The 15,024-nt window shown below is 64.6% G+C and carries 14 protein-coding genes; 4 read left to right on the top strand and 10 right to left on the bottom strand.

What is annotated here, in order from left to right:
- Positions 1–242: 242 nt before the first annotated feature.
- Positions 243–812, bottom strand: coding sequence for a recombinase family protein (locus IFT55_RS16170; RefSeq protein ID WP_192093383.1), 570 nt, complete (start codon positions 810–812; stop codon positions 243–245).
- Between the two features lie 237 nt (positions 813–1,049).
- Between IFT55_RS16170 and IFT55_RS16165 the strand changes: the two genes are divergently transcribed.
- Together IFT55_RS16165 and IFT55_RS16160 are read left to right on the top strand one after the other, a co-directional pair.
- Entirely contained in the window at positions 1,050–1,259 is a 210-nt protein-coding gene (locus IFT55_RS16165) for an AbrB/MazE/SpoVT family DNA-binding domain-containing protein (protein ID WP_249403886.1), read from the top strand.
- Positions 1,252–1,641, top strand: coding sequence for a PIN domain-containing protein (locus IFT55_RS16160; protein ID WP_197976505.1), 390 nt, complete (start codon positions 1,252–1,254; stop codon positions 1,639–1,641). The genes IFT55_RS16165 and IFT55_RS16160 overlap by 8 nt, the downstream gene beginning before the upstream one ends.
- A gap of 164 nt (positions 1,642–1,805) precedes the next feature.
- Here IFT55_RS16160 and IFT55_RS16155 read toward each other — a convergent pair whose 3' ends face one another.
- The 3 genes from IFT55_RS16155 to IFT55_RS16145 all read right to left on the bottom strand — a co-directional run bounded on the left by IFT55_RS16155 (position 1,806) and on the right by IFT55_RS16145 (position 7,288).
- Positions 1,806–3,059, bottom strand: coding sequence for an alpha/beta hydrolase (locus IFT55_RS16155; protein WP_192093381.1), 1,254 nt, complete (start codon positions 3,057–3,059; stop codon positions 1,806–1,808).
- 394 nt (positions 3,060–3,453) lie between these two features.
- The gene (locus tag IFT55_RS17735; protein WP_342029335.1) at positions 3,454–3,666 is read right to left on the bottom strand and encodes a YdeI/OmpD-associated family protein; all 213 of its coding nucleotides are present in this window, start codon (positions 3,664–3,666) and stop codon (positions 3,454–3,456) included.
- Positions 3,667–3,961: 295 nt separating this feature from the next.
- A complete protein-coding gene (locus IFT55_RS16145; RefSeq protein ID WP_192093380.1) occupies positions 3,962–7,288 on the bottom strand; it encodes a S8 family serine peptidase in 3,327 nt (1,108 codons plus the stop codon).
- A gap of 223 nt (positions 7,289–7,511) precedes the next feature.
- Between IFT55_RS16145 and IFT55_RS16140 the strand changes: the two genes are divergently transcribed.
- Positions 7,512–8,339 carry a TrmB family transcriptional regulator gene (locus IFT55_RS16140; protein WP_192093379.1) on the top strand — a complete coding sequence of 276 codons (828 nt, stop codon included), beginning with the start codon at positions 7,512–7,514 and terminating at the stop codon, positions 8,337–8,339.
- Positions 8,340–8,384: 45 nt separating this feature from the next.
- On the opposite strand, the gene IFT55_RS16135 is transcribed toward IFT55_RS16140, so the two are convergent.
- A complete protein-coding gene (locus tag IFT55_RS16135) occupies positions 8,385–9,869 on the bottom strand; it encodes a calcium-binding protein (RefSeq protein ID WP_192093378.1) in 1,485 nt (494 codons plus the stop codon).
- 84 nt (positions 9,870–9,953) lie between these two features.
- A complete protein-coding gene (locus tag IFT55_RS16130) occupies positions 9,954–10,451 on the bottom strand; it encodes a hypothetical protein (protein ID WP_249403884.1) in 498 nt (165 codons plus the stop codon).
- A gap of 248 nt (positions 10,452–10,699) precedes the next feature.
- Between IFT55_RS16130 and galU the strand changes: the two genes are divergently transcribed.
- Complete coding sequence (gene galU, locus IFT55_RS16125; protein WP_192093377.1) at positions 10,700–11,560, top strand: UTP--glucose-1-phosphate uridylyltransferase GalU; 861 nt, start codon at positions 10,700–10,702, stop codon at positions 11,558–11,560.
- Between the two features lie 48 nt (positions 11,561–11,608).
- Here the strand turns inward: galU and IFT55_RS16120 are convergent, their stop codons facing one another.
- The 4 genes from IFT55_RS16120 to IFT55_RS16105 all read right to left on the bottom strand — a co-directional run bounded on the left by IFT55_RS16120 (position 11,609) and on the right by IFT55_RS16105 (position 14,755).
- Positions 11,609–11,749, bottom strand: coding sequence for a hypothetical protein (locus IFT55_RS16120; protein WP_192093376.1), 141 nt, complete (start codon positions 11,747–11,749; stop codon positions 11,609–11,611).
- 317 nt (positions 11,750–12,066) lie between these two features.
- Positions 12,067–12,342 (bottom strand): ribbon-helix-helix domain-containing protein, encoded by a 276-nt coding sequence (locus IFT55_RS16115; RefSeq protein WP_192093375.1) that lies wholly within the window; start codon positions 12,340–12,342, stop codon positions 12,067–12,069.
- On the bottom strand, positions 12,339–12,995 hold the full coding sequence (gene parA / locus IFT55_RS16110; protein WP_192093374.1) for a ParA family partition ATPase: 657 nt from the start codon (positions 12,993–12,995) through the stop codon (positions 12,339–12,341). The genes IFT55_RS16115 and parA overlap by 4 nt, the downstream gene beginning before the upstream one ends.
- A 59-nt stretch (positions 12,996–13,054) precedes the next feature.
- Complete coding sequence (locus IFT55_RS16105; RefSeq protein ID WP_192093373.1) at positions 13,055–14,755, bottom strand: serine hydrolase; 1,701 nt, start codon at positions 14,753–14,755, stop codon at positions 13,055–13,057.
- Positions 14,756–15,024 lie beyond the last annotated feature (269 nt).

Below are 15,024 nucleotides of genomic sequence, written 5' to 3'. Positions count from 1 at the left end.
TCAACAATGTCAAAGAACCAAACAAAAACCGGCGTCGCTTCGCTGCCCCTCTTAAGGAAGGGCAGTCGGCGTGCCGTGTCTGTTGTGGCTGCAACGGCGACTGGTTCGTCACCGCTGCGGTTGCTGGGAATTAGGGGGCATGAACCGAGCTGTCAACGGTTATCAGCAAGAAAGTTTCGCGATAATTCTAGGAACGGGTGCCTCTGGCAGGCGATTTCGACCGCAACATGCGGCCCGCGCGCCTACATTATTATGCTCCCGCCACGCGCTGTGCCCGTGTGAAAGCGGTAGACGGTACCACGCGATATCCCAAGTTTCCGCGCAATATGCGCTGGTTTCATGCCCTCGGCGAGCAATACCCTGATCGCCTCAGGGTCGATGCGCGGTTTGCCGCCCTTGTAAACGCCGCGTACTTTGGCCGCCGCAATCCCCTCGGCCTGGCGTTCGCGGCGCAGGTTCGTCTCGAACTCCGCGAACACGCCGAGCATGTCGAGGAACGCCTTGCCTGCGGCGGTGGCGGTGTCGATCGGCTGTTCGGTCGCCTTCAATGCGACACCCTTCGCCTTCAGTTCGTGAACGATATCCTGAAGATCCTTCATCGACCGCGCGAGCCGGTCGATCCGCGTTACGACCAGCGTGTCGCCCGCGCGCAGGAAATCGAGCAACGTCTGCAATTCGGAACGCGCGGCGCGCGTCACTCCCGACTGCTTCTCCGACCGGATCGTCTGGCAACCGGCTGCGCGCAGCGCCCCTTCCTGCACGGCAAGGTCCTGCGCCACCGTCGATACGCGGGCATAGCCGAACAATGCCATATATTCTCCGAACTGTTCCAACAGGGTCTGAACCATGTCGGAAGAATGTTCAATATGGCTGTGACCTACCCTGATCGAACGGATAAAACGTGCCAAGTTTAATGTCTCGTCTAGCTATACCCTAATCTACGCTTGCCTTACGTCGACATTATGCTAAATGTATACATGTTGTTGAAATACAGTTTTGAGTATAGCGGCATGAACGTGCAGCGTGGCAAACTCGTTTCGGGAGGCAGATTGCAGCTACCGGTTGAAATGCGCCGCGCGCTGTCGCTGGGCGATGGCGATACGGTGCTGCTCGAAATGGTCGACGGCGAAATCCATGTCCGGCCATTGCGCGATGCGGTGTCGCGGATTCAGGCGCGGCTGCGCGACTATATTCCTGTTGGGGTCAGCCTGTCGGATGAACTGATCGCCGATCGTCGTGCCGAGGCGGCGGGTGAGTGACGCCGGCTACATGATCGACGCGTCGGCGCTGCTGGCGCTGATGCTGGGCGAGCCGGGGGCCGAGCGGGTGCAGGCGGCGTTGCCCCATGCGGCGGTATCGGCGGTCAATCTGTCCGAAGTCGTGGCAAAGCTGCAGGAACGCGGCGTTCCTGACGACGTCGTGACCGACAGCATCGCCGAACTCGACCTGCCCATCGTCGCGTTCGATCACGATCAGGCGATGCGCGCCGGCCGGCTGCGCATGGCAACGCGCACCATCGGGCTGTCGCTGGGCGATCGTGCCTGTCTCGCGGCGGCAGGCGCGACGGGCCGGATCGCGCTCACCACCGATCGGGCATGGGCAACAGTGGAAACGGGCGTAGTGGTGCAAGTCGCCCGCTGACGGACCCTGCCAAGTGTGGTTTCCGATCGGGTCGCGTCATCGCACGGCGTGGTTTCGGCCCGGCGCAGAATGCGAGAACGAAGCGAGGCCGCTGGGCCGTGTCCGAAGGGCAACGACAGCATTCCGCTGCGCCAGATCATGATGCAAGCCGGTCGAAAGCCGCGCTACGGCAGCCGCAGCAACACCGACGCCGCGCTGGCCCCGTCGGCGCGCTCCAGCAGCGACGTCCGCATCGCGCCCGCGGTGCGTTGCACCCTGCCCCGGAACGCCACCCGGTCGCCGACGCGCACCGTCACCGCGCGGTCGAGGTCGAGCAGCCGGTCGGACAGGCGCAGGATCATCCCCGCCGGCACCGCCCCGGTCAGCGTGATCGTCTGGCCCCGCACGATCGCGTCGATCCGGTCGCCCGCCTTCACCGCCGCAGGGTCGGGAATCTGCAGCCAGTAGAAGCGGTCGCTGGTCACGTCGTCCTGCACCCACACCACCCGGTCGGGCCACGCCCTGCGCGTGAACTGCGCCATCCACGGCAGCGCCTCGGCATCCTTGCGGTTCATCCAGTGCGGCAGGCCCGGATAGATGCGCGCCATCGATACATAGCCGTCCGGATCGGCGGCATGCAGCCGGACCAGCTCGGCCGCCTTTTCGGTGGCGATGCGGTTGCGGTCATAGGCCGCGTCCGCCCCGCCCATGAACACCCCGAGGGGCAGGTTGCGCACTGGCAGCAGCGTCGCCTCGTTCGGGTGCCCCGCCATCGTGGCAGCGGCGGCGAAGCGATCCGCCATGCGCGGCGCCAGTTGCCACACGCCGTCGCCGCCGGCGGAATAGCCGAGCAGATAGACCCGGTTGGGGTTCACGCCGTTGATCGCGACCTGCGCATCGATCAGCTTCTGGAACAGCGGGTCGATATGCGCTTCGTGCCACAGGTTCCACGTATTGGTCGGCGCGCGCGGGGCGAGATAGATGCCCTCTGCCGGTTCGTAGAGGCGGATCTGGTTGCGCCATTGCTGGTCGTTGACCGCAGGTGCCGCGTTGCCGCCGCCATGCATCGAGATCCACAGGCTGCGACCGCCCGCAGGGGCAGTGCCGAAGACCCTGCTGTCCCAGCGCAGCGTCCGGTCGCCCAGCGTGATCGCCTTTGCCGCCACCGCATTGCGATCGTCCGTCGCCAGCGTGCGCAGCCGGTCGGTGGTCAACAGGTCGAGCGCACGGGCAGCGTTCGCCCGGTCGAGCGGCCGCGTCAGCGCGGCGGCATTGAATCTGCGCTGCGCATCGGGCAGTGCCAGCCACGCCCGAAGATCGGCCAGCGCGTCGGGCGCGGCACGGGTCGGGCGCGACGGCGGCGCGGCGGGGGTTCCGGTCGCATGCACCGGAAGGGTTGCCATGGCGGCGGCGGCGAGACAGGTCGGCAGAAAACGCATGGCGGCGATCTGTAGCGATCCCGATCTACGTGTCGATGGGGGAAGGGAACGCGGACAGATGCCCCGCTTCCAAGCGGCGCAACATTTACCGCCCCGCCACCGCATTCAAGATCGTCCGGCCACAGCTGGGTCGCAAGCACCGTAGGTAGGAAGATGCGCTCGAAGACATCGGCAGCATGCCCTTCGCAGGGGCGCCGGAACACCATGTTCCGAGTGCCGAACCGCTCCAACGGATACGCCACGGACCGGCCGTACGTGCGATCCCGAAAACGGCTTCATCAAACCTACAACGCTAGCCGCCGTCCCTCGCCTTCCGGTCGATCAGCACCGCCTGTTGCCAGCGGCCTAGCAACTTGTCGGTGCGATGAATGCAGCCCACCCAGCAACAGGGACGCTACTTGCCCCCGCGCACCTCGTCAAAGGTCCGTTCGATGCGGCGCTGGCGCGTCGCCGGCTGTTTCGCATCCTCGATCCAGCAGAGGAACTCGTTGCGGCCCAGCGGTGTCAGACTTTCCCAGCGCCGCAGCACCGCCGGGTCCGATCGCAACGCGGTCCGAAGGTCATCACCGGCTTCGTGTACCGTGCCCTGCGGAAAATCGTTCGCCACGAAACCTCCTGATCCTGCACGGATAGTCGCGCGATCACCGGTTGGACGCAAGGTAACGGCGGTCGCCCGACGTTCGAACTTCACGGCGATATCGCTGGATGGAACGACGCGATCCTGCAGGGTCGTAACGGGTCGGACGGTACGCGAATTGTGGGTAACACAGATCGCCGATGCCGAACGGTACATGATCGACAAGCTATCGCGGGTTCGGTCTCTGCCGACCGGCAACCAGCGCGTCTGCGATCCCGGCGGGCCGCCCTTGGGTGATGAGGGACGGCCCGCTTCGGGTCGCGCGTCAGGCGAAGCCGAACGCGTCGGTGTAGAGGCCGTGGAAGCCGGCATCGGTCCACAGCCCGGCATCGTCGGCGAACGACGCGACGTCGTTGGCCGGGGTTGCGATGCTCGTCGCGAACGTCGCCGCCGCTACGACAGTCGGCGCGGCCGCATTGGCCGGAGCCGCCGCAACGCCGAACGTCCGGCCTTCGGCATAGCCCCACGTCACATAGTGACGCGCCAGTGCCTCCCCGTCATTGCCATAGGTCGCCAACAGGTCGGTATTGGCCGCAGCATAGGCCGCCGCGTCGAAGGTCGTGCCGCGGCCTTCGTTCACGCCCCACTCGATATAGTGACGCGCCGCTGCCGTCTCGTCCGCGCCGAACGCCGAGATCAAGTCGCCGTACGAGGCGAGATACGCCCAGCCATCGAAGCTGCTGCTGCGCCCTTCGGTCGCGCCGAAGGTGATGAAGTGGCTGGCACCCGCGGTCGCATCCGTCCCGAACGCCGCGATCAGATCGCCATAGGATGCGATATAGTCGAGCGCATTGAACGTCAGGCTGCGGCCTTCGCCGAAACCGAAGGTCGTGAAATGCGCCACGCCCTGTGCCGCGTCCGCCCCGAACGCGACGCGCAGGTCGCTGTAGCTGGCGATATAGGCCAGACCGTCGAATGCGGTCAGACCGGCACCCGCCAGCGTCGTCGTGCCACCATGGCCCAGCTGCACCTGCTCGACGCCGGTCATCTCGATCGCACCGCGCTCGCTCACGACGAACGTACGCTCGCCGCTGGTCAGCAGCTGGTAGTCCGAGCGCACCCCGCCGATGTGCAGCGTGTCGACGCCCGATCCGCCATCGACCGTGTCCGATCCGCCGCCTGGCGCGATCAGCATCGCACCAGCCACCGTCGCGATCGTGTCGTTGCCCGCCCCGCCTGACAGGCGGTTGGCCCCGGCATTGCCGACGATCAGGTTGTCGCCGGCATTGCCGGTGGCATTGATCGCCGCGCTGCCGGTCAGCGTCAGGTTCTCCAGTCCCGCAGCCAGTGTCCACGATACCGACGAACGCACGGTGTCGCTGCCGCTGCCGCCGAACTCGCTGATCTGGTCGTCGGTCGTATCGACGACATAGATATCATCGCCCGCGCCGCCGCTCAGGAAATCGATGCCGGCGCCGCCGTCGAGCAGGTCGTTGCCCACGCCGCCGAACAGCTGGTCGTTGCCGGCACCGCCGTACAGCCGGTCGTTGCCCGCATTGCCGAACAGCGTGTCGTCGCCGCGCATGCCGCGCAGTTCGTTGTCCAGTGCGTTGCCCGTCAGCGTGTCGTTGCCGTCACCGGTCACCGCATGTTCGATCACCGACCCCGTGGCGATGGTGAAGCTGGCCCCGCCGATGCTGGTCGACGTCCCCTCGATCAGCGACAGCGACACGTTGCTGGTCACCGCCGCTGCGTTGATCCAGTCGATCCCGCCGTCGCTGTCCACCAGCGTCCGCCGACCCGCTTCGCCGGCGATCGCCGCCATCGTTGCGAACTCGTCGGTATAGGTGAACACGTCGTTCGCAGTCGGAGCAGAACCGTACAGGTCCAGCTTGACGTTATGAATGGTCGTGACACCGTTGTTCGTCGCTTCGAGTTCGATTTTCCACGTACCCACCGCACTGACGCCACGAAAATTCGCGAAACCGAAGGTAAAACTTTGCCGCTCGGCGGAATTCAGACCGAATCCCTGTAGCGTATCGACAAACGCCGAGGTCCCGTCCGGCGCCGTCAGCTTTAGGCGATTAGCACCAAAGTCATAGGGGAACAGGCCAGGCAGGCCATATTCAGTGAAATCCACCAGCGACGTATAGGTGATTGTCATATCGACATGCTCTAGATCGATATCGGCATCAGTAATCGCGAATTCATACCCGACCTGATTGCCTTCGAACCGGTCCCATGCGGTAGTGAAATCGATCGTGCTGTCGCCCCCGGATAAAAGGTTTGTCTCGAACACCGTAGAAGCATAATGGACCTCGTTCGCGCTCGTCTTCGCATCACCGAATAGCGACCACACTTCCGCCATGCGGACGGCGGCAAAAGCATCGATCGCACCATAGCCGTAATCGGTGCTGTAATGCAGTCCGCCGCCGTTCGATTGGGTGTTGCTCCCCGCGCCGGACACGACGAACCGGCTTTCGTTCATGCGTGCTGTACCCGAAAAACCGTCGACCGGATCGGTATAGGCAAGGTTGCGCGCCTGCAGATCGAACGCGATCGGCAGCTTTGCCGAATTGGCGAGGATGTTGGACACGTCGCGCCAGCCCAGACCGGCATTGGCGTCTAGCATCAGCGTGACCACCCCGGCCGCGATCGGGCTAGCGGCGGACGTCCCCCCGAACTGGTCGGTATAGTCAAGTCGCCCGCCGGGATCGCCGATGAGGTTATAGCCGTCCTTACCGAGCAGGTCGGTGGCGACGACGCCGGTACCGCCGATCACCGCCAGATCGTTCGATGGCGCGGACACCAATAGGGAGGCGCCGCGCGAGCTGTAGTTCGACGCCAGTCCGTCGACCTCGCGATAGGCACCAACCGAAATCCAGTGGCGATCGGTGTGGCTGGAATCACCCTGTGCGTCGATCGAGTTGTTGCCGGCCGCATTGAGCTGAATGGTACCGAGGCCATCACGTCCGGTTTCAGCGGCATAGGTGACCGCCTGTGCGATCTGATAGGCACCGGTACCTTCGACGCCGCGGCTGAACGTGCTGCCATACAGGCTGGCAGTTGAGCCCCAGCTGTGATTAACGACGTCGAACTTGTTCGTCTGGCGCATTGCCTCGATGAACAGGCTGTCGTCTGCGGCGTTGATATAGATGCCGGGGTTCAGCTTGCCGCCCGAATAGGGGTCGAAGATGTTCACCCCGGTCAGGGTAGCGTCATAGGCGACGCCCACGGTGCCGACGCCGTTGCGAGCCGCTGCGATCAGTCCGGCCACTGACGTGCCGTGCGCGCCCGACAGAGGCGAATAGTCCCCGTCATAGGTCTTGCCGTCGATCGTGACGTGCAGGCTCGCGTCGTAATTGGATGCTAGATCGTAATGGCCGTACTGCACGCCGGAATCGTACACGCCGACCTTCACGCCCTTGCCGGTATAGTCTTCCCAAATCTTGGCGATATCGCCCAGCTTGCCCAGATGCCACTGGCCCGCCGCTTCCGGATCAGCCAGACCCAGCGATGCGATGGCAACGGTCGCTGCCGTTGGACCAGCATCCATCAGACCATATTGCGGCTGACCCGCAGCGCCCGTGTTCCCGGTTTCGTCCCACCCTGCGATCGTCGCCCGAATGGTTGCCCGACCAATATCGTTCATCGCCATCGCCTTGTCTCCCTGCATGTACGTTGATGCCTAGCGTCCGCCGGCAGATTCGCCGCCGACCTAATTGTCGCCGAATATCAACGGGTCGTGGAACGAACCGCGACCTACGTTGCGGGTGAGTAGTGACTACTGCTAACAGCATGTCAATCAGTATTTATGTATGACGGCCTGCTATGGGCTGAGCTGTTAATCCGCAGCTGCGGTACGAACCGGAGATATGAAATTGGAACCGATCGCACCCGAAGGCGCACTCACCAGCCTCGGATTTACGGATCTGGAATCGCGGATCTATTGCGAATTGCTGCGTCATGGTCCGGCGTCAGGATACCGCCTGTCACAGCTGGTGGGAAAGGCTCCGGCCAACGTCTATCAGGGGCTGGCGACGCTGACCCAGAAAGGGGCCGTGCTCGTCAGCGACGATGCTAGCGAAAAACGAACCTACAGTCCGCTGCCGCCGCGTCAGTTGCTGGGGCTGCTGCGTACGGCGTTCGACCGGCGTTCGACCGGCGCGCTGGATGCGCTGGAACGCGTCCATGAGCCCTCCAGCGACGAGCGCGTCTATTCGATCCACAGCGCGCCGCAGGTGATCGAACGCGCCCGCGACATGCTGAACCGTGCCGACGAAATCGTTCTGTTCGACTTTTTCCCGCAGATCTACGACCTGTTGCGCCCGGAGGTGGACGCCGCCCGGACGCGTGGCGTGACCGTTGCCGGTATCGCCTATGAGGAACGCTACGCCGAGCCGGGCATGCCGTTCAACCGCGAGTCCACCGAACTGGTCGGATCGCGCTGGCCGGGGCTGGGGCTGATCCTGATCATCGACGGATGCGAATATCTGGTCGCGCAATTGTCGAAGGATATGGCCAGCGTTCTCAACGCGGTATGGACCGACAGCGTGTTTCTAAGCTGCGTCTTCCACAGCGCGGTTGCTGCCGACATCCGTCTGGTCGCGCTGCGTGCCGACCCCTCGGACCCGCTGCGCCATCTGTCGCTTCAGGGCGCGACACCGCCCGGCCTGCGCCGGCTGTTGCCCGCCACGGAGTGACCGGCCCGGCGCACGATCCCTTGCCGCACGCCGGGGACGTGACCGCTACATCCAGTCGCCTGCCGCCGCAGTGCGTACCGTGTCGATGTAATGCAGCGCCCACAGATCGGCATCGTCACCATAGGCGGTCGCAAGCTCGGGATGGCTGCTTGCATACGCCAGCGCATCGAACGTAATCCCACGCCCCTCGCCCGCGCCATATAATGCGAAATGCCTGGTACCTGCAGCGGCATCGGTACCAAAAGCGGCGATCAGGTCCGAGTGCGACGCGATATATTCGAGACCATTGAAATCGTCACTGCGCCCTTCTGCGAAACCGACATCGACGAAATGGCGCATCGCCCCCGTTATATCCTTACCGAACGCGGCTCGCAGATCGGAATAATTGGCCAGATAGCCGTAACCGTCGAAGCCATCGGTTCGCAGTCCGCCTACCGCACCGCTAGTGATGTAATGCGCGGTCGCGTCGGCGCGATCGGCTCCGAACCGTGCGATCAGATCGGGATTGGACGCCAGATAGCCGATGATGTCGAAGCCGGCGCTGCGCCCTTCGGCGGCACCGAAGCGGATATAGTGCGCCGCCCCTGCCCCTGCATTGGCACCCAGCGCCGCGCGCAGGTCCGCATAGCTCGCAATATAGGACAGCGCGTCGAACCGGGCGCTGCGCCCCTCGCCCTCGCCCCATCCGATATAATGCTGCGTCGCCGCTGCCGTATCGGTGCCGAACGCAGCGCGCAGATCGCCATGGGCGGCAATATAGGCCAGCGCATCGAACGCCAGCGGATCGCGTCCCTCCGCAAAGCCATGGTTCACGAAATGCGCCGCCGCCGCGCCCACATCATTGCCAAGGGCCGCGACCAGATCCCCATAGCTTGCAACATAACGCATGGCATCGAACGCGGTGGTGACGGCGGGAAGTTCCGCCTGCGTCACGTCGCTGTCGTCAAACCAGAAACTTTCGACGCCGCCGACACGATAGCGGCCATGCGCGGAAACGAGAAACAGCGCGTCCGCTCCTTGCAACAGGCTGTAGTCCCCGGCATCGCCCGGCAGGATCAGCACATCGTCCCCTGCCCCGCCGTCGACCACGTTGATCCCACCACCGGCGTCGATCTCGTCATCGCCTGCACCAGCCCGGATCGTATCGTTGCCATCGAAGCTGTAGAGCCGGTCGTCGAGATCGAATCCGGTCAGCGTGGTCGCGCCGTGGAACAACTGCGCGAAGATCCCTGTATAATCGCCTTCTTCGATCCACGTCAGCAGATCGGCGACCGGCACCGCCAGACCCTCGACAGCGAACGCCGAAACACCGTCGCGATACTCGACGATGCTGGTGACCGTGCCGCCCGTGATCGACCCATCGGTTGCAACGCGCAGCCCGTCCACGGCGATCACGTCACGAAAGCCGTTGTCGAACGTCAGCTCAATCCGGTCCGTGCCGGTTACTGCCAGCTCGGGTATCAGATAGCTGGCGATCGCCGTTTCATACATGTCGAGCGCGACGCCCGGGTTCGCCGTGATACTGGTCATGCTGGGTCCGTCTTGCGTCCGCGCGGGTGCACGGCCGGCCCAGGTTATGGTCATCAGGCGGAAATTTCCGGTTAGTCCATATGGTTACCGCGCGTTCAGAGGTGCCACGCGGCACGCCCTTCCCCCAACCCATACCGGTGTGATCCAGTCGGCTCCCCGCATCGGATACGGCCCCAGGAACAGGTCGCCCAGCGCGCGGCGGCAATGCGCGTTCATCCACCGGCGGCGGCGATGTTCGGGACCGTCGTGCAGGATGTGGCACCGCTGGCACAGCGCCGCCAGACGGTGCAGCGCATTCTCACCCGGATCGTGATCCAGATGCGCGCAGGCCAGCACCACCGCGGTCCAGCGGCCATGTTCGAACAGGTTCTCCACCGGTCGCCGCACCCGCCGGCCGCGTCCGTTGCGCCAGCAGCGTGCCTCGCCGTCCCACCACCGCCCGTCCCCCAGATGGAACACCCGCCGCCCGTGCGGCCGCCGACAATGTTCGCACCGCCCCCCTGCCCGCACGAACCGCACGAAGCGCGACAATTGCGGCCAGTCGATCGGATACAGAAAGACATGTTCGGGACGGATCGGCATTACGCCGTTGATTCTGGGCCAGATCGCACGGGAACAAAAGGGGTTTCACCCTCCCCGTCCGATAAATCCTACATGTCGACACGTAGAATGCTCGACGTGTCGCTGTCGTCGCATCGATCGGAAAAATCCTGTCACTGCCTGCCGATGACGTTCGATCGTCATCGTAATTTGACACATTGCGGCTTCTTTGCATTACCGCGTCTCAAGAATTGCCGCATCGCAGCGGCAGTCGAACCAAGGGAGTTCCCATGTCGTCCAAACCCGTTCGCAAGGCCGTCTTTCCGGTCGCCGGCCTCGGCACGCGCTTCCTGCCCGCGACCAAGTCGATGCCGAAGGAAATGCTGACCGTCGTCGACAAGCCGCTGATCCAATATGCGGTCGAAGAAGCGCTGGAAGCGGGGATCGAACAGATCATCTTCGTCACCGGCCGCGGCAAGGGTGCGCTCGAGGATCATTTCGACATTTCCTACGAGCTGGAAGCGACGATGAAGGCGCGCGGCAAGTCGCTGTCGGTGATCGAAAGCATCCGCCAGAAGCCCGGCTCACCGGTCTATGTCCGTCAGCAGGAGCCGCTGGGCCTCGGCCATGCGGTATGGTGCGCGCGCGAGATCGTCGGTGACGAGCCGTTCGCGGTGCTGCTGCCCGACGAGCTGATGGTCGGCGGCTTCCTGAAGCAGATGGTCGGCGCCTATGAAAAGGTCGGCGGCAACGTCATCGGCGCGTTCGAAGTACCCGACAGCGAAACCGACAAATACGGCATCATCTCGCCCGGCAAGATCGACGGCAAGCTGACCGAGGTGGTCGGACTGGTCGAAAAGCCCAAGGGCAAGGCGCCGTCGAACCTGATGATCCCGGGCCGCTACATCCTGCAGCCCGAAATCATGAAGATCCTCGACCAGCAGGAACCGGGTGCGGGCGGCGAGATCCAGCTGACCGACGCGATGGCCAAGCTGATCGGCACGCAGCCGTTCCACGGCTTCACCTTCGACGGGCAGCGTTACGATTGCGGCGACAAGGCAGGCTGGCTGACCGCTAACATCGCCCTGGGCCTTGCGCGCGAGGAGCTGAAGGGTCCGGTCCAAGCGTTCATCGACGCACTGCCGCGCTAACAATACCGGCCATCCCCGGACCCGGTCCGGGGATGGTCACGACACAGATCAGTGCCCGTAGCGCTTAATGCCGCGGCGGCGCAGCTTGTCCCTGTGGCGGCGGCGTAACAGGATCACAAGCCACGGTACGGTTACGATCGCCACGATCGCGATGATCGCATAAGCCAGCATTTCACGAGAGATATCCATAGCGCCGTTCTACCAATCCGGCAGCAAATGTCACCGTAGAAGTATCCGCAGCAAATTCTGCACGACCATATTTTGCCAGTTATATCGTTTCTAATCAGCCTATTATCCAGCCACCCTTCGCGCTTGGTAAACGCTATCCACCATTTGGACGATCCACGAGAATGCGTGTCGACATGTCGTTATGTAGACACGTCGGCATTTTGGAAACGATGCGAAATCACAGCGTTACCGTTGATCGCCCTGCCCGGCCGCCCTAGACCATCCCGCCGGTCGCACAGCGCCCATGACCGACGATGTTATCGGTCGCCGCCGCCCGCTCAATCGCCGATCGGGCTTTCGCCATGTTTGCGCAGCACGTCGTTGAACGCCTCGGCCATCAACGCCTGAAGGCTACGATTCTGACGACGGGCGAGCATGTGCATCGCCAGCGACATTTCAGGGCTGAAGAAACCGGCGATCTGCTTGCGGCCCTGACGGCTCGCCGGCCCCCTGCCCGCATCGGCGGGCGATGGGGCTGGAGCGGGAGCCGGGGCGGGCGCGGCGACCGGCGCGGCGCGGTCGCGCAGATTGGCGAAGCTGGGCTTGCGGCTCATGTCAATGCCTTTCGTCGGAAACTGGGTGTCGACATGTCTAGCTGTCGACATGTCCACTTGTAGATATCACGGACTTCTTTGGCCGCCTTGCCCGTCGGCTCGAACTCCATCACCGACTGGCCCTCGGCGCTGGCGTGGCGATACGCCGCCCGGTCGGGCAGCAGCACGGGGCAGGGGGGCGTGCCATAGCCTTCGACCAGTTCGCCGGCTTCCTGATAGATACGCGGCGCGTTGGGCGGGCCGGCGGTGAACACGACGAACGCGGGCTTGCGCAGCAGCTGCACCAGCTTGGCGGTGGTCTGGATCGCCGACAGGTCGAACGCGCTCGGCCGGCACGGGATCAGCACCAGATCGGCGACCTCGACCGCGGCGCGCGCCGCGCTGTCGGCATGCGGCGGCGTGTCGATCACGATCACCTTCGCGCCCTGTGCCGTCGCCTGCGCGACCTTGGCGGCAAGGCGGGGCGGGGGGCTGTCGATCACTTCTGGGGGCAGGTCGCCACGCCATGCCGCCCACTGGCTGGCGGTCGCCTGCGGATCGGTATCGATGACGAGGGACACCGCGCCCGCTTCCTGCGCGGCGGCGGCAAGGTGCAGCGCGAGCGTGGTCTTGCCCGCGCCGCCCTTCTGACTGATGATCGCGATGGTCGGCATGACAACGTCCATACATGTCGACATGGCGACATGGCAACATGTCGAAGCGTCGAGCGTCCCTATGACCCTGTGATGCGCGGCGCGATCTTTTCCTCGCCGTCCTGACGCAGCGTCACGCCGTCGATCCGTCCGGCGGTTTCGCGGAACGTCAGATCCGCCGCCACGATCTTCGCAAAGAAATCATACGGTCCTGCGGGATAGATCGGCAGCGCCTGCTGCCCGATCAGCTGGATCATCAACCGGTCCTTCGCCCGGAACACCGTAATGACCTGATCGGGCGCAAGCCGGTAGCGCCCGACGAACCGGTCCAGCATCACGGGCGACAGCGCGATGACGGCGCGGACGGGGGGCGGTGCCGGCGGCGGCGGCGTGGCGTCGATCGCCGAACCGGTCAGCAGGTGCAGCGCGATATCGTCGACGCCGGGCTGCGTCATCGCATTCGCCAGCACCACCACGCCGCGCCCCCGCACCGGGTCGAACGCGATGCTCGCCAGATAGCCGCCGGTCGCGCCGCCATGCTGGACGACGTCTCCGACCCGCGTCTTCGTGACCATCCACCCGATGCCGATCGCGGTTTCCGGCCCGTCGGTTTCAGCGCGAACGATCCGCATGCGGTCCATGGCCGGCTTGAGCGGCGACGGCGTGAAGCCGAGATGCGCGGCGAGAAAGGCGAGCATGTCGCCCGCATCGGAGCGCAGCCCGCCCGCCGCGACCATCACCCCGCCTTCCCATGGCGCGACGGGCCGGAGGAATTCATCATGCGGGATCGCCTGACGCCGCATATCCCCGCCCGCCCGGCGCATGTCGGTATCGATCATGTGCAGCGGGCCGGTAATGCGACGCCGCACCAGCGTCGCGTAATCGGTGCCCGCGCGGTTTGCGAGGATCTGCCCGAGCAGCGCGACGCCGAGGTTCGAATATGCATAGGCCGCACCCGGTTCGCGCTCCGGCACCCATGTCTTCAGGAAATCGCGCATCAACGCCGGCGTATAATCGGCATAGGGATTGCCTTCGTCGGCGAAGGGCAGGTTGAGCGGCACCCGCGGCAGCCCCGATCGATGCGTCGCAAGGTCGAGCAGCGTGATCGGTCGACCGCGTACCGGCAACGTCCAGCCCACCGGTAGATAATTCGCGGCGGGATCGTCCAGCGCGAGTTCACCGCGCGCCGCCATGTCGGTCAGCAACAGTCCAGTAAAGACCTTGGTGATCGAACCGATCTCGAACAGCGTATCGGGCCGCGCGGCACCACGCGCGACGATGCGCCGGCCCTGCGCATCGATCACGCCGACGACGATCGCCTCGCCCGGCCGCTGCGCGATACGGTAGTCGAGGATCTCGCCGATCCCGGCATCCGACGGCGGCGTCCATGCGTCCGCTGCGACGGCCGGGCGGGGCGGGGGGCCACCCTCGGCCAGCACCAGCGGGAACGCGGTGCCGCCCTGCGTCCAGACTCCCGTCCAGTGACGCGCGCCTGGTTCGCGTCGTCCGGCATAGCGTGCGCCGTTGCCCGGTACGGTGAAGTCGAGCGTCGTCGCCGTCATCGCGACGGTATCGAGCGGCATACCCCATATTCGCTGGTCAAGGCTGTCATAGCTGCCGCGCAGCACGCCGCCATCGTCGACCCGGACATGCACCGCGACGCGCAACGTCGCGCCCGAGGGCAGGGTCAGCGTACCGATCCAGTCTCCCGCGCGCGCCACCGGCACGGGAGCAGGCGATACGAACTGCGCAAGGGTCGTGAGGGCGATCGTCCATGACATATCGGGTAGTCCGTATGTGCGCGCGTCGAGCCTGCCGCATTGCTCCGGCAAGCGACGCCCGTCCGCCATACGTAATACAATGCGCCTCACGAGCGCTATCCTGCCATCAATCGTCCAAGCTCGTTTTGCCGCTGCTGTCCATCGGTGTGAACGATTCAGGAGGACGGAAACGGCGACGCGCCTTGCGGGAACGACGGGCAGCCGGCTGCTCGCAAGGAACGGGCGTAATAGGACACAGCGCTCTGCCCGTGCGCGTCAAAGAAAGCCGG

The organism is Sphingomonas sp. CFBP 13720 (assembly GCF_014842075.1).
Lineage (GTDB): Bacteria > Pseudomonadota > Alphaproteobacteria > Sphingomonadales > Sphingomonadaceae > Sphingomonas.
This window is presented reverse-complemented; position numbering and strand designations above follow the sequence as displayed.